The sequence below is a fragment of the Staphylococcus simiae genome (genome assembly GCF_017357005.1).
GTDB classification, from domain to species: Bacteria; Bacillota; Bacilli; order Staphylococcales; family Staphylococcaceae; genus Staphylococcus; species Staphylococcus simiae_A.
Genome location: NZ_CP071589.1, coordinates 1,033,078 through 1,055,321, shown reverse-complemented (window position 1 = coordinate 1,055,321; position 22,244 = coordinate 1,033,078). Strand labels below are relative to the sequence as shown.

Annotated in this window: 21 protein-coding genes and 1 tRNA gene; 3 read left to right on the top strand and 19 right to left on the bottom strand. The window is 31.5% G+C overall.

Annotation, left to right across the window (positions count from 1 at the left end):
* Window positions 1-286: 286 nt before the first annotated feature.
* From J3R86_RS04805 to bshC, 5 genes are all read right to left on the bottom strand, one after another.
* Window positions 287-2,521 carry a penicillin-binding protein gene (locus J3R86_RS04805; protein ID WP_207518284.1) on the bottom strand — a complete coding sequence of 745 codons (2,235 nt, stop codon included), beginning with the start codon at window positions 2,519-2,521 and terminating at the stop codon, window positions 287-289.
* Window positions 2,502-2,903, bottom strand: a complete 402-nt coding sequence (ftsL, locus tag J3R86_RS04800; protein ID WP_207518283.1) for a cell division protein FtsL — start codon at window positions 2,901-2,903, stop codon at window positions 2,502-2,504. Before ftsL ends, J3R86_RS04805 begins: the two co-directional genes overlap by 20 nt.
* A 13-nt stretch (window positions 2,904-2,916) precedes the next feature.
* Window positions 2,917-3,852: a 16S rRNA (cytosine(1402)-N(4))-methyltransferase RsmH gene (rsmH, locus tag J3R86_RS04795; RefSeq protein ID WP_207518282.1), complete on the bottom strand. Its 936-nt coding sequence runs from the start codon at window positions 3,850-3,852 to the stop codon at window positions 2,917-2,919.
* A 14-nt stretch (window positions 3,853-3,866) separates the two neighbouring features.
* Window positions 3,867-4,298, bottom strand: a complete 432-nt coding sequence (mraZ, locus tag J3R86_RS04790) for a division/cell wall cluster transcriptional repressor MraZ (protein ID WP_002465049.1) — start codon at window positions 4,296-4,298, stop codon at window positions 3,867-3,869.
* 142 nt (window positions 4,299-4,440) lie between these two features.
* Window positions 4,441-6,054, bottom strand: a complete 1,614-nt coding sequence (gene bshC, locus J3R86_RS04785) for a bacillithiol biosynthesis cysteine-adding enzyme BshC (protein WP_207518281.1) — start codon at window positions 6,052-6,054, stop codon at window positions 4,441-4,443.
* A gap of 196 nt (window positions 6,055-6,250) precedes the next feature.
* Between bshC and J3R86_RS04780 the strand changes: the two genes are divergently transcribed.
* Window positions 6,251-6,700, top strand: coding sequence for an N-acetyltransferase (locus tag J3R86_RS04780; RefSeq protein ID WP_207518280.1), 450 nt, complete (start codon window positions 6,251-6,253; stop codon window positions 6,698-6,700).
* A gap of 89 nt (window positions 6,701-6,789) precedes the next feature.
* On the opposite strand, the gene J3R86_RS04775 is transcribed toward J3R86_RS04780, so the two are convergent.
* The 3 genes from J3R86_RS04775 to J3R86_RS04765 form a co-directional block, all read right to left on the bottom strand.
* On the bottom strand, window positions 6,790-7,476 hold the full coding sequence (locus J3R86_RS04775) for a YjjG family noncanonical pyrimidine nucleotidase (RefSeq protein ID WP_207518517.1): 687 nt from the start codon (window positions 7,474-7,476) through the stop codon (window positions 6,790-6,792).
* A 196-nt stretch (window positions 7,477-7,672) separates the two neighbouring features.
* A complete protein-coding gene (locus tag J3R86_RS04770; RefSeq protein ID WP_207518279.1) occupies window positions 7,673-7,807 on the bottom strand; it encodes a beta-class phenol-soluble modulin in 135 nt (44 codons plus the stop codon).
* A gap of 41 nt (window positions 7,808-7,848) precedes the next feature.
* On the bottom strand, window positions 7,849-7,983 hold the full coding sequence (locus tag J3R86_RS04765) for a beta-class phenol-soluble modulin (protein ID WP_002465054.1): 135 nt from the start codon (window positions 7,981-7,983) through the stop codon (window positions 7,849-7,851).
* A gap of 343 nt (window positions 7,984-8,326) precedes the next feature.
* Here J3R86_RS04765 and J3R86_RS04760 point away from each other — a divergent pair.
* A tRNA-Arg gene (locus J3R86_RS04760) sits at window positions 8,327-8,400 on the top strand.
* Window positions 8,401-8,520: 120 nt separating this feature from the next.
* On the top strand, window positions 8,521-8,724 hold the full coding sequence (locus tag J3R86_RS04755; protein WP_207518278.1) for a hypothetical protein: 204 nt from the start codon (window positions 8,521-8,523) through the stop codon (window positions 8,722-8,724).
* A 235-nt stretch (window positions 8,725-8,959) separates the two neighbouring features.
* Here the strand turns inward: J3R86_RS04755 and J3R86_RS04750 are convergent, their stop codons facing one another.
* The 11 genes from J3R86_RS04750 to polX form a co-directional block, all read right to left on the bottom strand.
* Window positions 8,960-9,274 carry a fibrinogen-binding protein gene (locus J3R86_RS04750; RefSeq protein WP_207518277.1) on the bottom strand — a complete coding sequence of 105 codons (315 nt, stop codon included), beginning with the start codon at window positions 9,272-9,274 and terminating at the stop codon, window positions 8,960-8,962.
* 277 nt (window positions 9,275-9,551) lie between these two features.
* A complete protein-coding gene (locus tag J3R86_RS04745) occupies window positions 9,552-10,055 on the bottom strand; it encodes a YfcE family phosphodiesterase (protein WP_207518276.1) in 504 nt (167 codons plus the stop codon).
* The gene (locus tag J3R86_RS04740; RefSeq protein ID WP_207518275.1) at window positions 10,048-10,635 is read right to left on the bottom strand and encodes an XTP/dITP diphosphatase; all 588 of its coding nucleotides are present in this window, start codon (window positions 10,633-10,635) and stop codon (window positions 10,048-10,050) included. Before J3R86_RS04740 ends, J3R86_RS04745 begins: the two co-directional genes overlap by 8 nt.
* Window positions 10,636-10,646: 11 nt before the next feature.
* Complete coding sequence (gene racE, locus J3R86_RS04735; protein WP_207518274.1) at window positions 10,647-11,447, bottom strand: glutamate racemase; 801 nt, start codon at window positions 11,445-11,447, stop codon at window positions 10,647-10,649.
* A gap of 635 nt (window positions 11,448-12,082) precedes the next feature.
* Complete coding sequence (sdhB, locus tag J3R86_RS04730; protein WP_207518273.1) at window positions 12,083-12,898, bottom strand: succinate dehydrogenase iron-sulfur subunit; 816 nt, start codon at window positions 12,896-12,898, stop codon at window positions 12,083-12,085.
* Complete coding sequence (gene sdhA / locus J3R86_RS04725; protein WP_207518272.1) at window positions 12,898-14,664, bottom strand: succinate dehydrogenase flavoprotein subunit; 1,767 nt, start codon at window positions 14,662-14,664, stop codon at window positions 12,898-12,900. Before sdhA ends, sdhB begins: the two co-directional genes overlap by 1 nt.
* 54 nt (window positions 14,665-14,718) lie before the next feature.
* Window positions 14,719-15,333 carry a succinate dehydrogenase cytochrome b558 subunit gene (locus J3R86_RS04720; protein WP_207518271.1) on the bottom strand — a complete coding sequence of 205 codons (615 nt, stop codon included), beginning with the start codon at window positions 15,331-15,333 and terminating at the stop codon, window positions 14,719-14,721.
* 308 nt (window positions 15,334-15,641) lie between these two features.
* Window positions 15,642-17,423, bottom strand: a complete 1,782-nt coding sequence (gene uvrC / locus J3R86_RS04715; RefSeq protein WP_207518270.1) for an excinuclease ABC subunit UvrC — start codon at window positions 17,421-17,423, stop codon at window positions 15,642-15,644.
* 80 nt (window positions 17,424-17,503) lie between these two features.
* The gene (gene trxA, locus J3R86_RS04710; protein WP_002462022.1) at window positions 17,504-17,818 is read right to left on the bottom strand and encodes a thioredoxin; all 315 of its coding nucleotides are present in this window, start codon (window positions 17,816-17,818) and stop codon (window positions 17,504-17,506) included.
* Between the two features lie 284 nt (window positions 17,819-18,102).
* Entirely contained in the window at window positions 18,103-20,451 is a 2,349-nt protein-coding gene (locus J3R86_RS04705) for an endonuclease MutS2 (protein ID WP_207518269.1), read from the bottom strand.
* A 9-nt stretch (window positions 20,452-20,460) separates the two neighbouring features.
* Complete coding sequence (polX, locus tag J3R86_RS04700) at window positions 20,461-22,173, bottom strand: DNA polymerase/3'-5' exonuclease PolX (RefSeq protein WP_207518268.1); 1,713 nt, start codon at window positions 22,171-22,173, stop codon at window positions 20,461-20,463.
* Window positions 22,174-22,244: the final 71 nt, after the last annotated feature.

The window sequence follows — 22,244 nt, the reverse complement described above, 5'->3', positions numbered from 1 at the left end:
ACATTAGTGATTATGGTTAATTGACATAGTGTAATAACACTGTAAAGAGCTAACTTTTTTAATAAATATATTAATTAACTACATCTATACTAAAAATCAAAGTATATTCAAGAAAAAAGAGACCAGAAAAACATGCTTGCCTGTAAACAAACATCTTTATCTGATCTCATATTTCTTATAATTCTTTATAAATACTTAAACAATGCAGATTACTTCAGCTAAACATTTCACTTGTCTTAAATCATTTTTACATTAATGAAACATTTAGTTTAATAAGCAATTAGTATTATTCAGACTTATCTTTGTCAGAACTACTACCAGATTTATGTTTGTTGTCTGATGTGCTTTCAGAACTACTTTCTGTATTGCTGTCTATATTCTCTGCTGAAAGTTCTACTTCTAATTTATCTTTATCGCTTACTTTTTGTCCTTTTGTTACTGATTGATGTGACACAAAACCACTACCTTTAATTTTTACATCTATACTAGTAAGGTTTTCAAAAGCAATTACATCCTCTTTTGTCCAACCAGTCATATCAGGCATAGTGATATCTCCATCAGTAAGCAATAGAAGTTTACTATGAGGTAATACTTTCGTATCAGCAGTCACTGATTGTGATTTAATTTGATTACCAGAACCTATGATAACCGGGTCGATAGTTTTAGCATTAACGCTATCTTTGGCTTTTTGTAAATCTAAACCTTCAACATTCGGAACTTTACTATAATCAGCTTTTGAAGCGGTATCTTTATCTTTACCGACATTTAAATATTTAAGTGTATTTTCCATAATAGGATTAAATGCTTTACTTACACCCATTTCATAAGCTTCAGTATCATTTTTTTGAGCTAAACTCATACCTGCATAAACGATAACTTTAGGATTTTTCTTAGGTGCATCTCCCATGAAACTTACAAAATAAGGGTTAGCACCTTTAACATATCCACCACCATCTGGATCTGCAACTTGTGCAGTACCAGTCTTACCTTCAATATCATAACCATCTACTCGATAGTTTGCCGCATGACTCTTCTCACTATTGACTACTAAGTCTAGTTGTTTTTCTACTTTATCAGCTGTATCTTTCGTAATAGGTTTACCAGCATATGTTTTTTCCCCTTTATAGTAACTTTTTTTAGTAACTGGGTTTTTAATGCTGTCAACAAACCATGGTTTTAACATATTACCATTATTGAAAAATGCTGATTGCGCTTGAATCATTTGCGCTGGTGTAACGGTAGTTGATTGACCAAAGGATGATGTTTTTTGTTGTAATTCATTACTCCAAGCAATTTTCCCAGGAGCTTCACCATCAAACATGCCATTAGTAGATTCTCCGAAACCAAATCTTTCGTACCATGATTTCATTTTATCTGCACCTACTAAATCTTGTAAATGCATCATTAAAGTATTCGATGAATAAGTGAATCCAAGTGTCATCGGTATTTCTCCCCAACCAACTTTATTCCAGTCAGAAATTCTCGATCCCATAATATCTCTATATCCGGATTTATATTTTTCATTTGGTTTGAATTCGCCCTCTTGTATCGCTGCTGCTAATCCGAATGACTTAAATGTTGAACCAGGTTCATAAGTTGTTTGATATAAATCATTAGCCCACTTTTTACCAAAATCTTTACCTGTTTCAGGATTAAATGTTGGTCGTTGACTATATGCTAATATTTCACCTGTTTTAGCATCCATGACGACAGCAAATAAATCTTTGGGATTATAACGCTCAACCATGCCATCTAAAGCTTCTTCAACAAACACTTGTATATTTGAATCTATTGTTAAATGAACATCGTCACCACGTTTTGGTTGCTGTTCTTTCTTAGTGTTAGGTGCAATATAGCCCCATATATCATGTATATATTTTAGTGACCCTTGTGAACCACTTAAATAACTATCAAATATTTTTTCAACACCAAGTGCACCTCGTAACTCTCCAGTATCAGGATTTTTTTGTGCCATACCAATGAGATGTGATGCGAAATTGCCATTAGGATAAAATCTTTCAGTTTCAGGTAATAAAGTAATACCAGGTAATTTCATTTTTTCGACTTTTAATTTATCTTGATAAGTTAAATTTGTTCCTTTCTGGCCAAATTCAACTTGGAAAGCATTTTTTTGTTTTAACCGTTTCTCAATTTCTTCAGGTTTCATGTCAATAACTTTTGCTAATTTTTTAGCTGTTTCAGCTTTATCAACAACATGCCTTGGTTTCTTTGCATTCTCACTCGCCTTTTTATCAACAACTGCAACTAATTTATACCGTTCCACATCTTCGGCTAACACTTTGCCATTACGATCGTAAATTTTACCTCGTTCAGGTTGTTCAGCATTTTTAACTAAATACTTTTCGTTAGCTTTCATCACTAAGTTTTGTCCATTTGAATGTCCAGTAATCATGATATATGACATTCTTAAAATCAATATAAAAAAGAGCAGTCCGAATAAACCAACAAGTAGGACTGCCCCTATTTTATTTTTCTTAATTTTAATTTTTTGCTTCGCCATTACTACGCACTACCTTTACATTATCGTTATCAAGGCTCATTCCTTGCTTCTTAGCCTTTTCGTATATGCGTTCATAAGAAGAATTTTTTTTAATTTCAGATTGTAAAGCGCTATTTTCACTTGATTGTTTTTCTATTTTATAATCTAAATCTGCAATTTTTCCTCGCGTATCGTACGCATCCATTTTTAAAGATAGCATATAAATACTTAACATAGCAATTACAGTTATTAAAGATATGTATAAAATTTTCTCAAATCTCGTTAATTGAACAACTACCTTTTTGGTAACAGTCTTCTTTTGAGGTCTGCTTTGGGGTTGTTGCTGTGGGACACTAGTATAAACTTGTTCATCATATGGTTGGTATACTTTTTCTACAGCCATTGCTAATTACTCCTTATTTAAGTATTTCTGCTACACGTAACTTTGCACTACGCGCTCTATTGTTATCATCTAAATCTTCATCAGTTGCAGTTATTGGTTTACGGTTAACACGTTTTAATTTCGGTGTATATTCTTCAGGAATGATTGGTAATCCTCTTGGAACTTCAGGACCTTTTTCATACTCTTGGAACATTTGTTTGCATAATCGATCTTCTAGTGAATGGAAAGTAATTACTGAAATTCTTCCACCTACATCAACTAATTCAATTGCTTGTTCAAGCGAGTCCTCGAATGCTGCTAATTCATCATTAACTGCAATTCTTAAAGCTTGGAATATACGTTTCGCTGGATGACCACCTTTTCTTCTCGCTTTAGCTGGTATCCCTTCTTTAATAATATCGACCAATTCTAAAGTGGTTGTTATCGGTTGTTGTTCACGATGTGCTTCAATTCTTCTTGCTACTTGTTTAGAAAATTTCTCTTCACCGTAGCGATAAAATATTTTAACTAAAGCTTCATAACTCCACTCATTAACAACTTCATATGCACTTAATGATTGTGTTTGATCCATACGCATATCTAAAGTTGCATCGTGATGATAACTAAATCCTCTTTCTGGTATATCTAATTGCGGACTAGAGACACCAAGGTCATAATAAATTCCATTTACTTTTTCAATGTTTAAATTATTTAAAATGTTCTTAAGCTCACGAAAATTACTATGTACAAAAATCACTTTATGTAAATGATCTTTTAATACTTCTTTAGCATTATCAATCGCTGTTTGATCTTGATCAATTGCAATCAATTTTCCTTCGTCACTTAATTGATTTAATAAGTAAAGGGCATGTCCGGCTCCACCTAGCGTACAGTCAATGTACACACCATCTTCTTTAACATTTAAATAATCAATGGTTTCGTTTAACATTACGCTAATATGATGAAACACTTCAATTCCTCCAATTAAAAATCAAAATCTATTAAATCTTCAGCAATATCTTCGAAACTTTCTTCAGATTCTTCATAGAAATCATTCCAAGTCTCTCTATCCCAAATCTCAATACGATTTGAAACACCTATTACTGTACATTCTTTATTTAAGTTAGCGTACTTCCTCAAATTTTGAGGAATATTTATACGTCCTTGTTTATCAAGTTCTACTTCAACAGCACCAGAGAAGAACATACGCATAAACTTACGTGCGTCTTTTTTTGTCATAGGTAAGGTTTTCATTTTCTCTTCTATCTGTTGCCATTCATCTAAAGTATAACCAAATAAACATTTATCTAGGCCTCTAGTGATAATAAAACGTTCATTTAAATCATAACGAAACTTGGACGGTATAATCATACGTCCTTTTGTATCTAATTGATGATCGTATTCTCCCATGAACATTTTTATCACCTCACCTTATATATAATTTACCACATCTCCCCACTATCCTCCACTGTTTATGTAAAATTTATCAATTTTATTTATAAAACGTCAAAAAAACCCGATTTATCAAATTGATAAATCGAGTTAATCCCTTGGTGCTCTAAGGTTTTATAATAATATGTTTCAAAGTGTAAGAAAGTGGAGGATAGGTGGAGGGACTGAACACATCTATCCCAAAATCATTCATTAATTGCAATGGATTCCACACTCTTTCTTGCAAACCACCCATTGGATGGAGTGTTTCTTGAATTTCTCTAAAATGTTTCATACTAATATCATTTTCTCTTTCAATATTTAACAAGTAACGCTTTATTAAATAGTCAAATTGATATTGATGAATATCATCATTTTTATTGAGCAGATTTATATTTTGTTGATTATTACTTACTTCATCAAATAAATCTTGATAAAGCTGTTGTTGTTGCTGTTTTAAACTTTCAATTTGCTGTATAAATGTTTCTGATGCTTGTTCTCTTATAAACTTGTTTCTATCATCATCGATACCATTTACCAGAACATCTTCTATTGATACATCATACTGTTTTAATAATTTTTCAGTTCTCGTCAATAAATAAGACATTCTTAACCTTGGCATTACAATTGGCATATCTACATTAAATAGTTCAAATACTTCTTTTAATTCCGCCCAATATTTAATTTCACTTGGTCCCCCAACAAATGCAACTGTATTAAATAACCATTCTTCCATTAATGGACGAGTTACTACATTGTTTGATAATAAATGTGGACTAGTGCGAGCTATATTTAGTAAGTCTTCCTTGTCAAACATCTTACCAGATTTAGTCACAACATATTTACTATTTTCTTTATTAATTAGTTGGCGCATCCCATCATCATGTAGAAACAAATGTACATTAGTATCTGTTTGAATCATTAAATCCAAACCTTTATTTCGAATAAATTGTTGTGTTGCTCTAAAAGTTTCGTCTAATTGATCATGTTGTTGAATTATTTGTTCAAACATTGGACCTTCAATTTGCCTTAACTGTTCATATTGAGCATCAACTAATAATAATCCATAATCTTTAAAAACTTCGTGAAGTAAAGCTTTAAACATATCTGTCCAAGAATGATAGCTATCAATAATGGATACACATAATTCATACAAACTTTTACTATGCTCAGTCTCTTTAAACTGTTTAAACATATCAACTAAAGCACGTTTTAACTCTTCTTTTTCTGGCACAAATCTTGATACTGTTGTTTCTAGTGCTTCCATAGTATGATATTTAACTTTATGTAATGACGCATCTTGCTCATTATAAACAAACGTATGATTAACTTCATCAAAATCATGATCTTCTCCAGCTATCCAGAATACAGGGATAACTTGCTGATGATACTTCTCACTTAATTCATTAGCTAAAGTTATAATAGAGAAGATTTTGTGAAACGTATATAAAGGGCCACCAAATAAGCCAGCTTGTTGACCTCCAATAACAACTTTACTACCACTAGCTAAATTTTCAATATTTCGTTGTTGCTGTGTCGTGATAGATAAATCTCTCATATACGACTGAATAATATTAGCAAGTTCTTGCTCTCTTCCATTATTCGTAGCATTCATTTTTTGTTCAAAACTTTGTTCAGCATTCATATCATATTTATATAATTGTGAAATCTGTGGATCATCTGCTTCCAATTTAGGTATAAACTGATCTTTTTCATTTAAGTTAATTACTTTACAGTCCATGTTTTTTCTCCTTCAGTACGCGATTACACATAACAGTATAAAGACTATACTTCAATATGACAATTTTACGGCTTATAATGTTATGTTTTATTTCAATTATCAAAACAATTGCTCTCATCATGGTATAAATGAATGAAAGTTACATATACTTTACGCTATAATAAAGATAGTTATCAAATTAAAGGGGAGATAAACAATGGGTAATATAAAACATCTCGAAATTAATTATAAAACTGATGAGCTTTTTGAAAATTTTAGAGAATTTGGTAATAAAGATTTATACATGATTGATGAATTAAATGGTCAAATTATTGATGCAAGTTCAGACTCACCTTTTTATGGTATCTTTGTTGGTGAGCAACTTGGCGCACGTATGGCACTACTTAGAAAAGGCGACGTTGAAGAAATTTATTTTCCAGAATTCGAAGATTACTTATTATTGTGGAAACTAGAAGTTTTACCAAAATATCAACATAGGGGCTACGCAACTGAATTAATAGATTATGCTAAAAGTTTCAATATGCCAATTAAAGCAATTGGTAGAAATGATTCTAAAAACTTTTTCTTACATCATGGATTTGAAGATGTCGAAGCAAAAAATCCTGAAGGTCATGATGTTTTATTATGGAAACCTAAAAGTAACTAATAATATTAAATTAATCTTACTAACAACAGATAATATTAGAATCAAAGCAAACTAAGATAACTTAATAACTTCTTAGTTTGCTTTTTGCATTATTTTACAATATTGATTAATTGTTTTAAATTATTTATTTCATATGTAGGTTGTATCGTAGTATTATTGGCAAAATTTCTAACATTAAACCAACAACTTGCTATACCTGCATTTTGAGCACCTAAAATATCAGAAGTAAGAGAATCTCCAACTATAATCGAATTATCTCTATAATGCTCTCCTATATCTTTAAACACATAATCAAAAAACGCTTTATTAGGTTTTTGAGAACCAGTTTGTTCAGAAATGAAAATACCGTCCATATATTTATCTAGAGGTGTTTGTTGTAATCTCCGTTGTTGCGTTTCTGTAACTCCATTAGTAACAATGTATAACTTATGATTATTTGATAGCTCTGCAATAGTTTCTAATGTATTATCAAAATATTTTATGTTAGCTTTAGCCAATCCTTCTCTATACAAGAAATCTACTTCCCTACCATCGACCTTCATATTATGATGATTAAAATACATTTCAAAACGACGCGATAATATTTGTTCTTTTGTAAATTTATTTTGTTGAAAAGCTTCCCAATGCTGTTTGTTTATTTTTTTAAATAGTTGGAAGTCTTCTATAGTTGCATTATGATTAAATTGTTGCGTCATATGAAAAAAGCCTTGTTCTTCTGCATCATAAAAATCTACTATAGTATCGTCAAAATCTAATAATATACATTGATAAGTCAATATGATTTCCCCTTTTGTCTTTTTTAACTTATTCATTATCATAGCAAATTAATCATAATTTTGATATCAATAGTTAAATACAAAAAACAACCATTTAAGGTCGAGAAAATCCTTAAATGGTTGTCATATATCATAATTAATTTTGAACACAGAATAGATTACTTGTAAAACAATTTTTTAAGAAGATTAATAGATATTAAAATCCAAATAATTTACCTAACAAGCCAACACCATTAGAAACGATATCAACAATGCTAGTTCCTAACTTAGCGCTATCATGTTGTTGTGCTGCTTGTACAGTACTTGCAATTGCTTCTGCTAATTTTGTCATTGTTATCTCTCCATTTCAAATATATATTTATCTTACATATTTTAAAAACCAAATAATTTAGAAACGATACCCACACCATTTTCAACGATATCAACAATGCTTGTACCTAATTTTGCACCATCATTATTTATAGCTGCTGTTACTGTTTCTTTAATTGCATTGAATAAACCTTCCATTGAAAACACTCCTCATCCTTCGATTATTTAACAAAACGATTAATAACTGTATTACATGTTATCGATTTGTTATTTACACTATAAAATAAAACGTATACAATTGGATAGATAATTCATAGAAAGTGTTTTGCAATACAAATTCGTACAATATATTCCAGAATTAAACAGTTAAGCATTCCAAAGTGTCATTAATGCAATTTAATTGTTTACATTTTATTGATATGCTATTAGTTATTTTTAGTTGAAATGCTCTAAAATAGTGAAAAATATAAATATTTTTTATAATTAAGGTATTGCTTAATCAATTTTATTTAGCTATAATTAGTTTTGTGTTATTAAAGATGTCCTGGTAGCTCAGCTGGATAGAGCAATGGCCTTCTAAGCCATCGGTCGGGGGTTCGAATCCCTCCCAGGACGCTAATATACGAAAATAAAATACTTTTCGAAATTAAGGATCCCATAATATTGGGATTCTTTTTTTGTCTATTAATAACCCATCATATAAGATAAATTGGTTCTAAAATGGAGGATAGTTAAATGAATAATAATAACAAAGAAAATAACATGCCAAAATCTCAACAAATACTATTGGCAATTACACTTATTTTTGTTACTTTAAATTTCTTTTTAGGTATATTTGTATTACCACTCTCATCCTTAACTTTAAAAACATTACAATTTATTAATTTGGTAATATTTGGAGTTTTTGTATTTAGACAAGTTAAAAGAAAAGGTTTTTAAACTAATTTCCCTATCTTATTGATAGGGCCTTTTTTATAATTTAAAAACACATTCATTAAATTAATAAAATTATTTATCATAGAATTAAAAAAGGGTTCTATCCTAAATTGGACTGATACATAATTATTTTTTTATTTATCAGTCCTAAAAAAAAGAACCTAAAAAAGCTGAAACATTTTTACTGTCTCAGCTTTTAAGTGCTTATTTAAACTTTTCTGTTATACATTACGATACTTTATTTTAAAATATTATATTTTAATACGATATCAATTTGTTTTTGAAGTTTTTTCTTTTCATATTTATAATCAAAATGTACTAAGTTAACAGCTCTTTGAGCTTTTCGATGTGTAGCAATTGTTCTTTTACGTTGGAATTCTGCAACAGCTTTTTTAGCTTCACTCAATTTTATTAACGTATTATTATGGTAGTTATTAGCATAACTATTATATTGTGGTTGTTGTTGAGCCTGCGAAATATTACTAAAAATTGTTGTTGATATACCAATAATCGTTGCACTTAATATTGCTTTTGTTGCATATTTTTTAATCATTTTTAATACCATCCTTACTATATTTGATAAAAATATAATAAAAGATAAAAATGATAATAACCATTAACTATTTATTAATTGTTTCTTAATAAATGGTTTGATAAACATATTAGCGATTATAAGACACACTAACCTTCTTTCAGAAGGAAGTTCTTTTCGTTTACATTTATTCGTGCCTCATAAATGCATAAGACACACTAACCTTCTTTCAGAAGGAAGTTCTTTTCGTTTACATTTATTCGTGCCTCATAAATGCATAAGACACACTAACCTTCTTTCAGAAGGAAGTGTGTCTAATAATTTTGTTGTTACGATTTCTAAAATTGATTGTTCCTGTTTGGTTGTCGTCGTCTATCATTATCTCAGCGAAAGTTTCTTCTTCTGAACTTCTTGACTGTGAAATACTTCCTGGATTGATGACATGTATGCCGTCAATATTTTCATATTTTGCTACATGTGTATGTCCATAAAATGCGAATTGACAACTTAATTCTTTAGCTTTATCAGCTAATAATTGACGTGTTTGATTCACACTATACATATGTCCGTGAGTATAAAAAGCTTTAATTCCATTCACATCAATTATTTCTTCCATTGGAAATTCAGGATAAAAATCACAATTACCTTTTACTCGATGATATAAACTTAATTCGGTATCATTATATTCAAATTCTGAATCACCCAAATGTATAAAAACATCAGCATCACTATGCATTTCATATATGTCATATAATATCCCTGACTCATTATGATTGTCACTAATTATAATCCATTTAGACATGTTGACCATCCTTCAAATATGCTTTTAATTTATTAATAGCATTTCTTCTATGACTGATTTGTCCTTTTTCTTCTTTCGACAATTGGGCCATTGTTTTTTTTATACTAGGAACATAAAAAATCGGATCATATCCAAAGCCGTTATCACCTTGCTTGTCAGTCGTGATTTCACCAGCAACTGTTCCTTTAAAGGTTTGTGTTTCTATGTCTGGTCCACTCATACTAATAACACAAACAAATTGCGCTTCTCTATGTGGATTATCACCTAAATTTGCTAATAATTTAGTGATATTAGCGTCATCGCTTTTTTCTTCTCCAGCGTATCGAGCTGAATATATTCCAGGCTCTCCATTTAATGCAAATACTTCGAGTCCACTATCATCAGCTATAACTGTTTTATTCAAAGCTTTTGCTGCAGCTTCAGATTTCAATTTAGCATTAGCTTCAAATGTTGTACCAGTTTCTTCAACATCAAAATTAGGAATCAACTCTGAAATACCAATCACATTATATTCTGGAAAGATAACTTTGAAATCATTAATCTTACCTTGATTATTTGACGCAATAACAATATCTTTCATGTTTTATTCTCCTATTCATATACCGAAATTTGTTCTACAGTTACTGATAAATTCAACCATTCTTTAATAATATTAGTAATATGAGTTGTATTACCCGTTGCAAAGAAACGATGTTGTGGATGTTGCGTATAGCTAGCATGTTCATTGCTAAATGTTAACAATGCACTCACTTCTCTAGCCGTTTCTAAACCTGAAGAAATGACAGTTTTCTTACCATCAAAATAATCATATATCGGCTTATATAACAATGGATAATGTGTACAGCCTAAAATGACAGTATCTGCTTTACTATTTCTCCAACGTTTCAATGTTTGGTGGATAATGATACTAGTAATCGTAGGATCATTGTATCTCATTTGTTCAACCAATGGTACAAAACCTGGACAAGCTACGCCATGTACTTCAACATGTGGATTGATACGTTTAATATGCGTACGATAAGCTTCTGATTTAATTGTACCTTCAGTACCTAATACTAAAACATTATTGTTTCTAGTCGTCATAATGGCTGTTCTTGCTCCAGGTTCAATAACCCCTATTACTGGTATAGGTAGTAACGTTTGTAGATACTCTAACGCAACAGCAGTTGCTGTATTACAAGCAATGACTAACATTTTAATATCAAATTCCATTAATTTCTGAGCAATTTCTACTGTAAATTGTTTAACTTGTTCGCCTGGTCTAGGACCATACGGACATCTACCGATATCACCTAAATAGTAGATTGTTTCATTGGGTAATTGTCGCATAATCTCTTTTGCGACCGTTAAACCTCCAACCCCTGAGTCTATTACACCTATTGGTTTATTCATAATTGGTCATCCTTAATCATTAGTTAAAATTAATTTTAACATAACTATTCTTTTATTTTTAAATATTATGCATAGCAATCACTTTATATACTATAGAAAAATGGTTCTCTACCAAATTGAACTGATGCATAATTATTTTTTCAAGCTTCGCACCCCATCTTCCACATTTAGAGCTAGTTAGATTTACAATCTTTACTAGCTCTTATGCAATTGTTGTGCTAGCAACCAATTGTAATCCTTTACTTAGATATTTAATCTTTAGTAGCTCTTGCCCAACCTTGCCCGTATTGCACATTTAGAACTAGTTAGATTTACAATCTTTACTAGTTCTTATGCAGTTGCACTAATAGTGTCAACTGTAATCCTTTTTAAAATTTTTCTGTGCTGGGTCCCTTGCCCAGCTTGCACATTATTGTAAAAAGTCTGTTGACAGAATTTTTCTGTGCTGGGTCCCTACCTCAGGAGTCTCGGCTTCAATATAATTTATATTTTAAACTATTCACTTTTTATTTATCAGTCCTGAAAAAATAAAGAACCAGAAAAATTTACTAATATTTAGCAATAATAAATGAGTGCTATACTATAAAAAAATTCCCTCAAGCCACAAACTTGAGGGAATTTAATATCACATTTACTTATTCTACTTCATGATCTGAACCAAAGAATGATTTGAACATGTGGAATGTTGTTTCTCTATTCATCGCTGCAATAGATGTCGTTAAAGGAATACCTTTTGGACATGCATTAACACAGTTTTGTGAGTTACCACATTGTTGTAATCCACCGGCACCCATTAAGGCATCTAAACGTTCATCTTTGGTCATTGAGCCTGTTGGATGTAAGTTGAACAAACGTACTTGTGAGATAGCTTGAGCACCCACAAAATTATTTTTTTCAGTTACATTAGGACAAACTTCTAAACAAACACCACAAGTCATACATTTAGATAACTCATAAGCAGTTTGTCGTTTTTTCTCAGGCATACGTGGTCCAGGACCTAAATCATACGTACCATCAATTGGTATCCAAGCTTTCATACGTTTTAAGTTATCGAACATTCTAGAACGATCAACTTGCAAGTCACGAATGACCGGGAATGTACTCATAGGTTCTAAACGAATAGGCTGTTCAAGTTGGTCTACAATAGCTGAACATGATTGTCTAGCACGACCATTGATAACCATTGAACAAGCACCACAAACTTCTTCTAAACAGTTCATATCCCAGACAACTGGTGTTGTTTTCTCACCATTAATATTGACTGGATTACGTCTTATTTCCATTAGGCATGCAATTACATTTAAATTTTCTCTATATGGAATTTCGAATGTTTCTTCATAAGGTTTAGAATCACTAGTATCTTGTCTTTTAATTATTAATTTAACAGTTTTATTTTTGTTGTTATTTTGTTGTTCTTGTTGTGGAGTGTCTTGTACTGATTGTTCAGTCATTACTTTTTACCCCCTTTAGACTTACTAGTGTAATCACGTTTACGAGGTGGAATTAAACTTACATCAACAGGTTCATATTCGAATTTAGGTTTGTTAAAAGCACCTTCAAATGAAGCCATTGTTGTTTTTAACCATTCTTCGTCATTACGTTCTGGGAATTCAGGTTTGTAATGCGCACCTCTTGATTCATTACGATTATAAGCACCAAGTGTAATTACACGGGCAAGTACTAACATATTCCATAATTGACGAGTGAAGAATACTGCTTGGTTACTCCAAGTTTGAGTATCTTCCATATCAATATCTTCATAACGTTTCATTAATTCAACAATTTTTTTATCTGTTTCTAACAATTTGTCATTTTCACGTACTACAGTTACATTAGCCGTCATTATTTCACCTAACTCACGGTGTAATTTATAAGCATTTTCTGTACCACGCATTGCCAATAACTTATCGAAACGTTCTTGTTCTTCTTGTTTACGTTGTTCAAATATACTGTCATCTAGGTCAGTATATGACTTTTCAATATTAGAAATATAATCAATAGCGTTTGGTCCTGCAACCGTTCCACCATATATTGCTGATAATAATGAGTTTGCACCTAATCTATTACCACCATGTTGTGAGAAATCACATTCTCCTGCTGCAAATAAACCTTTAATATTAGTCATTTGATCATAATCAACGTATAAGCCACCCATTGAATAGTGAACTGCTGGGAAAATTTTCATTGGAACTTTACGTGGATCATCTCCAGTAAATTTTTCATAAATTTCAATAATTCCACCTAATTTAACGTCAAGTTCATGTGGATCTTTATGCGATAAGTCAAGGTAGACCATGTTTTCGCCATTAATACCTAATTTTTGGTTAATACAAACATCAAATATTTCACGTGTAGCAATATCACGTGGAACTAGGTTACCGTAATCAGGATACTTTTCTTCTAAGAAATACCAAGGTTTACCATCTTTATAAGTCCAGATTCTACCACCTTCACCACGAGCTGATTCACTCATTAAACGTAGTTTATCGTCTCCAGGAATTGCAGTTGGATGGATTTGAATAAATTCACCATTGGCATAAATTGCACCTTGTTGATAAACGATAGAAGCTGCTGAACCAGTGTTAATCATTGAATTGGTAGTTTTACCAAAGATAATACCAGGCCCACCAGTCGCCATTATTACAGCATCTGATCCAAATGTATCAATTTCAGCTGTAGTCATGTTCTGTGCCACAATTCCTCTAGCTGTATTTTCTTCATCTTTAACTATACCTAAAAATTCCCAACCCTCATATTTCGTCACTAAGCCATCTACTTCAAAAGAACGTACTTGTTCATCCAATGCATATAACAATTGTTGACCTGTCGTTGCACCAGCATACGCTGTTCTATGGTGCAATGTTCCACCAAAACGTCTAAAATCTAATAAACCTTCGTTCGTTCTATTAAACATTACGCCCATTCTATCAAGTAAATGGATAATTTTAGGTGCTGCCTCAGTCATTGCTTTTACTGGTGGCTGATTTGCTAAAAAGTCTCCTCCATAAACAGTATCATCAAAATGAATCCATGGAGAATCTCCTTCACCTTTAGTATTTACTGCACCATTAATGCCACCTTGGGCACATACAGAGTGCGAACGTTTAACAGGTACAACTGAAAATAAATCTACATGTGCACCTTTTTCTGCCGCTTTAATTGTTGCCATTAAACCAGCTAAGCCACCACCGACAACAATAAGATGTTTCTCTGCCATAAAAAAGTCACTCCCCTAAATTTTTAAAACTTTAAAATTGATATATGAGACGTATTACATAAAGGCAATAATTGCTGTTACACCTATATATGAAATAACTAAAAATACGATTAATGATACCCATGTAAAAACACGTTGTGATTTTGGAGATTGTAATACGCCCCAAGTCACTAAGAATGACCATAATCCATTAGAAAAATGGAATACTACTGCAATAATGCAAATAATATAAATGATTGCCCAAACTGGACTTTGTAACGTTTGATGCATCATATCGTAGTCAACCTCTTTACCAAAAAATGCTTTTTGTAAGCGTGTTTGCCATAAATGTACTCCGATAAAAATAAACGCTAAAACACCACTAATACGTTGGAATAAGAACATCCAATTTCTAAACAATGAATAATGCCCAACGTTTTCTTTAGCTGTAAATGCGATATGCAGTCCGAATAAACCATGATATAACAACGGAATGTAGATGAATAAAAATTCTACTACGATAAGGAATGGTAATGATTCCATAAAACTTGATGCTTTATTAAATGCTTCAGCACCTTGTGTTGCTTGATGATTCACTAATAAGTGAACAACCAAGAATGCACCAATTGGTATAATACCTAATAACGAATGAATTCGTCTTAAGTAATATTCATTTTTTGTTTGAGCCAAAAGGAGTCCCCCCTGTGAACGATTAATTAATATATTTAGTTATTATTAATGGATGCACGTTTAACCCCTAAATTGAATTCGTTTCATGTGTTGTTACAATATCATTTGCACAAATATTTTAGAAAATAATTCTAATTATGCGTGTAATAATGTAAAATTTATTATTAATTTAACATTTACTTGCAAATGATAAAGTTTCTCATTTAGAAAACGCTTCCACGCACATTCAAAAAAATAACTTTGTTAACAACATTGTAACATTATTTATCATATTTTTGGGCATGAGAATGATTCTCATGCCCAGATTTTTATTTATTTAATTGTTGTTGAAGGTTTTGTGCAACATTTTCTGGTATGCCTATTTTTTTGAAATCTTCAATATTTGCTTCTTTCATCTTTTTAATTGAACCAAATGTTCTTAAAAGTGCTGTTTTTCTTTTACTACCAATACCTTCGATATCATCAAGTACTGATTTTAAGCCAGTTTTTTGTCTTGTTTGTCTATGAAATGTAATAGCAAAACGGTGTACTTCATCTTGAATACGATGTAATAAATAGAAAGCTTGGCTATTCTTCTTCAACGGTACTATTTCTGCACTCTTACCATATAGTAACTCTGAAGTTTGATGTTTATCATTTTTTTGCAATCCAGCAACAGGGATATCTAGACCAAGTTCATTTTCCAAAACATCCATGACACCATTCATATGTCCTTTACCACCATCAACGATAATTAAGTCAGGTAATGGCAATCCTTCGTTTAATACTCTAGAGTATCTACGTCTTACAACTTCTCGCATTGATTTATAATCATCTGGTCCGGTAACTGTTTTAATTTTATATTTTCGATAATTTTTCTTATCAGGCTTACCGTCAACGAAACTTACCATTGCTGATACTGGGTCTACCCCTTGAATATTCGAGTTATCAAAAGCTTCAATTCTGATTGGCGTTTGGATACCCATTCGTTCGCCCAACTCTTCAATTGCTTTAACAGTTCGAGATTCATCTCTTGAAATCAATTCGAATTTATTATTTAAAGATACTTCAGCGTTATGGTTAGCTAAATCAACCATATCTTTTTTGGCACCACGTACTGGTTGTACGATTTTAGTATCAACAACTGAATGAATGATATCTTTATCTAAATTTTTAGGTACATGTACTTCTTTAGGTAATATATGCTGGTTCAAAGCATAAAATTGTCCTATGAAAGTATAAAACTCTTCTTCCTCTGTCTGTTGCAAAGGAATCATCGTTGTATCTCTTTTAATCATATTACCTTGTCTAATGAAAAATACTTGGATACACATCCAACCTTTATCAACACTGTAGCCAAAGACATCTCTAATTGTTTTATCGGTTGACATAACTTTTTGTTTATTGGTTAAGTTATGAATATGTTGTATCAAATCTCTATATTCTTTAGCACGCTCAAAATCTAGTTCTTCACTAGCAGATAACATTTTTTGCTCTAAGTTTTTTAATATTGTTTTATCTTCACCATTAAGAAAATCTGTAATTTCTTTAGTCATTTGTGCATACTCTGCTAAATCAACATCATAAACACAAGGACCTAAACACTGACCGATATGATAATATAAGCATAATTTATCTGGCATATGATCACATTTTCTAAATGGATAAATTCGATCTAATAACTTTTTTGTCTCTTGAGCTGAATAAGCATTTGGATAAGGACCAAAATATTTACCGCTTCCCTTTTTAACAGTTCTCGTTACTAATAGTCTGGGATATTTTTCTTTCGTTATTTTAATAAATGGATAACTCTTATCATCTTTTAATAATATATTGTATCTTGGTTGATACTGTTTAATTAAATTCAACTCTAATAATAACGATTCTGTTTCGCTAGAAGTAACGATAAATTCAAAATTACGAATTTCTCCGACAAGTCTTGTTGTTTTAGCGTCATGTGCACCTGTAAAATAAGAGCGCAAACGATTACGAAGTTTCTTCGCCTTACCAACATATATAATTTGATCATTACGATCTTTCATTAAATAGCATCCAGGTTCCATTGGTACAACATTTAACTTATTCTTAATTTCTTTTTGGTAGTCTTCCATGATATCCTCCTTTCCATCCTTTTTGACAATAAAAACTGGAGCAATTCAATAAAGAATGCTCCAGCGCTTTATGCTTCAACTTATAAGTGTTTATCTAATACTTCAGCTAAGTTTTCTTTTGGTTGGAAACCAACTACTTTGTCTACAGGTTGTCCGTCTTTAAAAACGATTAGAGTTGGAATACTCATTACTTCAAATTTAGCTGCTGTTGATGGATTTTCATCAACGTCTAATTTTAAAATATCAGCTTTACCTTCATAATCAGTTGCTAATTCTTCTAAAACTGGAGCGATCATTTTACATGGTCCACACCAAGTTGCCCAAAAATCTACTAATTTAACACCAGATTCAACTTTTGAATCAAAATCTGCATCAGTTACTTTTACGATTGCCATAAATGCCAATCCTCCTTAATTATTGTTATGATGAGCAAATTATATCAGATAAAATGAATCATGTATTACTTTTTGCTCACTTTTTAAATTTAATTGCCATATTCAAAGACTAAAATCAACTAACGTATGGCTAGATTCTAACTGTAGAAACTCAATATATCAAATAATACATCTTTTTCATAGTTATTCTATATAATCAATTAACTATATTTGTTACAAAGCTTGTTATATTTCATTAATTCTAAAATTATAAAATATCACATTTTCAATTTACATTTAATCTATTATTTCAATTCAGCAACTGTTACACCAAAGCCACCTTCACTGGGCATACCACCTCTAAATGAATTAACACTTTTATGCTTTTTCAAATGTTGTTGTACACCTTTTTGTAAAGCGCCAGTTCCTTTACCATGAATAATATATACTTGCTCATAATTACTTAACACTGCTTGGTCTAAATATTGATCTAACTCAACTAACGCTTCTTCATAACGATAGCCTCTTAAATCCAATTCTGTTTTAATCGTCTGTCTATTTTGTCGTGTAACCATTTTTGTAGGTTTTACTTTTTCTTTTTTCTTTTTCTCTAAGTCAGCTATTGGTAATTTCATTTTAATAATACCCATTTGTACAACAGCTTCTTCATCATTGACAAGCTCTAAAACTTCACCTTTTTGTCCATATGATAACACTTTAACTTCGTCACCAGCTTCAATTTTATCATATTTTTGTTTTTGAACATGTTGTTTGATAGATTTCGCTTCATATTGGTCATCAAGGTGTTTCTTTTTATCAATTAATTCATGTTCTTTGACGTCAGCACCTTTTTTATCTCGTAGTTGTCTCAAATCTTTAATGATGTCGTCAGCTTCTTGCGTAGCTGCTTTAATACGTTGATTGGCTTTTTCTTTTGCTTCATCCATCAACGTACGTTCATAATTTTGATACTGCTGATATTGACGTTCTAAGTCATCATGAACTTGTTCCGCTTCTTTGACTAAACGATCTAATTCAACACGTTGATCCTCTACACGTTTAGAATTAGTTTCTAACGATTCAATCATCGCATTTATTTCTTTTTCATCGGTGCCAATCATTGTCTTCGCTTTATTAATAATAGCAAGACTAAGTCCAAGTTTTTTAGAGATATCAAAAGCATTAGAACGTCCAGGTACACCCATAAGTAATTTATAGGTTGGGCTCAGTGAATTAACATCAAATTCAACACTAGCATTCATAACGCCTTGTCTATTGTAACTATATGCTTTCAACTCTGGGTAATGTGTTGTAGCCATCACTAGAGCACCTATACTTCTAACATAATCTAAGATACTCATAGCAAGTGCTGCACCTTCACTTGGGTCCGTGCCTGCACCTAATTCGTCAAATAATACTAAACTATGTTTATCAGCTTGTTGCAATATTTCTACAATATTTGTCATATGTGAAGAAAATGTTGATAAAGATTGTTCTATGGATTGCTCATCACCAATGTCACAATAGACATTTTTAAACACACTTAACTGGCTTCCATCAAGTGTAGGAACTAACAATCCAGATTGAGCCATAACTATAATTAGACCAAGCGTTTTAAGCGTAACCGTCTTACCACCAGTATTAGGTCCAGTAATGATAACAGTCTCAATATCTTCCATAAATTCAATTGTATTTGCCACAACAGTATCTCTATTGAGTAATGGGTGATAGGCTTTCGGTAAATAAACTGTACGTTGCTGTTGAAATTTTGGTTTTGTTCCTTTAATTGTTCTGCCATATCTAGCTTTAGCAATAAGAAAATCAAGTTGACCCATAACATTTTCAGCGACTAGTAATGCATCCTTCTCAGTAGCCACATATCCTGTTAATTGACTCAAAATACGTTCTTTTTCTACAGCCTCATCATTACGTAATCGACTGATTTGATTATTCATTTCAACTACAGATGATGGCTCAATATATAATGTTTGACCAGAAGCTGATTGATCATGAACGATACCATTAAAGTCTTGTCTATATTCAGCTTTAACAGGGATAACATTACGTTCATTCCTAACAGTTACAATAGCATCTGATAATTTCTTTTGATTAGCTTGACTTTTAACGATACGATCTAAATTTTGTCTAATACGTTGATTGGTAGTAGAAATTTTACTTCTAATACTTTGTAATTCATAGCTTGCATTATCATATAGATCATACGTATCACATGTTTCGTTTATGTGTTGAAAAAGGTCTGTTAATACTGGTAATTGCGACATTCTACTATCTAGAATCTCATATTTAACACCTTCGTCTTCTTCAACTAGTTGGTTATAAAATGTTTTGAATTGATTCTGTACTTGAATTAATCTCTTTATTTGATTAAGTTCACTGACATTTAGCACACCCCCGATAGCAGCTCTATGAACCAGAGGTGATACTTTAGTTAACCCACTTAAACTGGGTAAACGATGTTTATTATAAATTTGAGATATTTCATCAGTTTCTTCCATTTGAAAGACTACTGTTTCATAATCAATTGCTGGAGCCATTTGATTAACTTTGTCAAAACCTAAATCACTTACAGTTTCATTGGCTACAAGTGTACGTATCTTGTCAAATTCTAAAACATCTAGTGTTTTTTGTCTCATCAAATCCCTCTATTTCTCAAGTTTAATATTATTTTCTATAAAGGATTTAAACGCTTCACGTGTCATTGTATTAATGACTCTATCTTTTGTAACAAATCCTTTTTGAGCAGTAGCTACACCATATTTCATAAAGTCTAAATGATCAGTATGATGAGCATCTGTATTAATCGTTAATTTAACATTAGGATATTTTCTTACAATATCAGCATTTAAATCAAGTCGTTTAGGATTAGCGTTAATTTCTAATATCGTCTTAGTTTCTTCAGCTAATTTTATTAATTGCTCAATATTAGGGTTATAACCATCACGTTTACCAATAATTCGTCCAGTAGGATGTGCAATATGACGTACGTATGGATTGTGGCACGCGTTAGCTAAACGCTCCATTATTTGTTCTTCTGATTGATTAAAACTTTGATGTATTGCTGCAATAACATAATCTAGCTGTGCAAGAATTTCATCATCATAATCTAGCGACCCATCTGGCAAGATATCCATTTCTGTACCTGAGTAAATATCTATGTCATTGTATTCTTTATTCAATGCTTTAATTTCTTCATTTTGACGTAATAATCGTTCAACTTGCAGGCCATTAGCTACTTTTAAACTGGCTGAATGATCAGTGATGACCATAAATTCATAGCCTTTAGCAATATTTGCTTCAACCATTTCTCTAATTGAAAAAGCACCATCACTATACGTCGTATGCATATGAATATCTCCATTAATATCATTGAGTGTAACAATATGACTTAAATCCCGATCAAATTCACTACCATCCTCACGCATTGCTGGCACTATAAAAGGAACACCAAAATGGTCATATATTGCTTCTTCACTATCATATTGAAGTAACGAACCATTTGCTTGTTCAATACCATATTCACTAACTTTTTCATTACGTTCCTTAGCCAGTTGACGAATTCTAATATTATGATCTTTTGAACCTGTAAAGTGTTGCAACGTGTGATAGAACGCTTGTGGTTCAATCAAGCGAAAATCTACGCCAATTGTTTCATCATCATATGATAGTTCTAATGATACTTTAGTCTGTCCAACTGCAACTTCTTTTACTTTGTTAGGTATCTTTAATAACTGTTGTTGTACATGGTCAGGTTTATTAGTACTAATAATAAAGTCTAAATCTTTACTCATCTCTTTATATCTTCTAAAGCTACCTGCTGATGAATATTGAATCACATCTTCTAATGTAGCAATATAATCAATAATTTCTTTGTTTAAACCACGCATTTGATCAATTGGATAGCTATCTTTTTTGGCACCTAATTGTTTAACTGCTTCTAAAATATTTTGTTCTGTTTTTTTAGCAAAGCCACTAAGTTCACTGACTTTACCCTGCTCACACGCTTGCTGTAAACTTTCTTTATCAGTAATATTTAATTCTTTATATAACTTAGCAATTTTCTTACTACCTAATCCTTGAATTTTTAATAACGGTACTAAACCTTCAGGTACTTGTTTTTTTAGTTCATTTAGTGTGGAAGACTCACCAGTTTGTCTATATTCATCAATAACTTCTCCTACACCTTTACCAATTCCTTTTAATTCTGTTACATCTTTGATTTCATCTAAAGGTCTTTCATCAATTTCCAAACTTTGTGCTGCCTTGCGATATGCAGATACTTTGAAAGTATTTTCTCCATTAAGCTCCATATATGTCGCAATTTGTTCTAATAATCTAATAACATCTTTTTTGGTCATATTAACACTCCATAAAAATAAGACCAGGACATCATTGTTGATTTATATCATTGTCCTGACCTCATATAATT

What these genes read in the sequence shown, in the direction of transcription:
- J3R86_RS04805 (WP_207518284.1), bottom strand. Translation starts at nt 2,521, where the DNA reads ATGGCGAAGCAAAAAATTAAAATTAAGAAAAATAAAATAGGGGCAGTC.
- ftsL (WP_207518283.1), bottom strand. Translation starts at nt 2,903, where the DNA reads ATGGCTGTAGAAAAAGTATACCAACCATATGATGAACAAGTTTATACT.
- mraZ (WP_002465049.1), bottom strand. Translation starts at nt 4,298, where the DNA reads ATGTTCATGGGAGAATACGATCATCAATTAGATACAAAAGGACGTATG.
- bshC (WP_207518281.1), bottom strand. Translation starts at nt 6,054, where the DNA reads ATGGACTGTAAAGTAATTAACTTAAATGAAAAAGATCAGTTTATACCT.
- J3R86_RS04780 (WP_207518280.1), top strand. Translation starts at nt 6,251, where the DNA reads ATGGGTAATATAAAACATCTCGAAATTAATTATAAAACTGATGAGCTT.
- J3R86_RS04770 (WP_207518279.1), bottom strand. Translation starts at nt 7,807, where the DNA reads ATGACAAAATTAGCAGAAGCAATTGCAAGTACTGTACAAGCAGCACAA.
- J3R86_RS04765 (WP_002465054.1), bottom strand. Translation starts at nt 7,983, where the DNA reads ATGGAAGGTTTATTCAATGCAATTAAAGAAACAGTAACAGCAGCTATA.
- J3R86_RS04755 (WP_207518278.1), top strand. Translation starts at nt 8,521, where the DNA reads ATGAATAATAATAACAAAGAAAATAACATGCCAAAATCTCAACAAATA.
- J3R86_RS04750 (WP_207518277.1), bottom strand. Translation starts at nt 9,274, where the DNA reads ATGATTAAAAAATATGCAACAAAAGCAATATTAAGTGCAACGATTATT.
- J3R86_RS04745 (WP_207518276.1), bottom strand. Translation starts at nt 10,055, where the DNA reads ATGTCTAAATGGATTATAATTAGTGACAATCATAATGAGTCAGGGATA.
- J3R86_RS04740 (WP_207518275.1), bottom strand. Translation starts at nt 10,635, where the DNA reads ATGAAAGATATTGTTATTGCGTCAAATAATCAAGGTAAGATTAATGAT.
- racE (WP_207518274.1), bottom strand. Translation starts at nt 11,447, where the DNA reads ATGAATAAACCAATAGGTGTAATAGACTCAGGGGTTGGAGGTTTAACG.
- sdhB (WP_207518273.1), bottom strand. Translation starts at nt 12,898, where the DNA reads ATGACTGAACAATCAGTACAAGACACTCCACAACAAGAACAACAAAAT.
- sdhA (WP_207518272.1), bottom strand. Translation starts at nt 14,664, where the DNA reads ATGGCAGAGAAACATCTTATTGTTGTCGGTGGTGGCTTAGCTGGTTTA.
- uvrC (WP_207518270.1), bottom strand. Translation starts at nt 17,423, where the DNA reads ATGGAAGACTACCAAAAAGAAATTAAGAATAAGTTAAATGTTGTACCA.
- trxA (WP_002462022.1), bottom strand. Translation starts at nt 17,818, where the DNA reads ATGGCAATCGTAAAAGTAACTGATGCAGATTTTGATTCAAAAGTTGAA.
- J3R86_RS04705 (WP_207518269.1), bottom strand. Translation starts at nt 20,451, where the DNA reads ATGAGACAAAAAACACTAGATGTTTTAGAATTTGACAAGATACGTACA.
- polX (WP_207518268.1), bottom strand. Translation starts at nt 22,173, where the DNA reads ATGACCAAAAAAGATGTTATTAGATTATTAGAACAAATTGCGACATAT.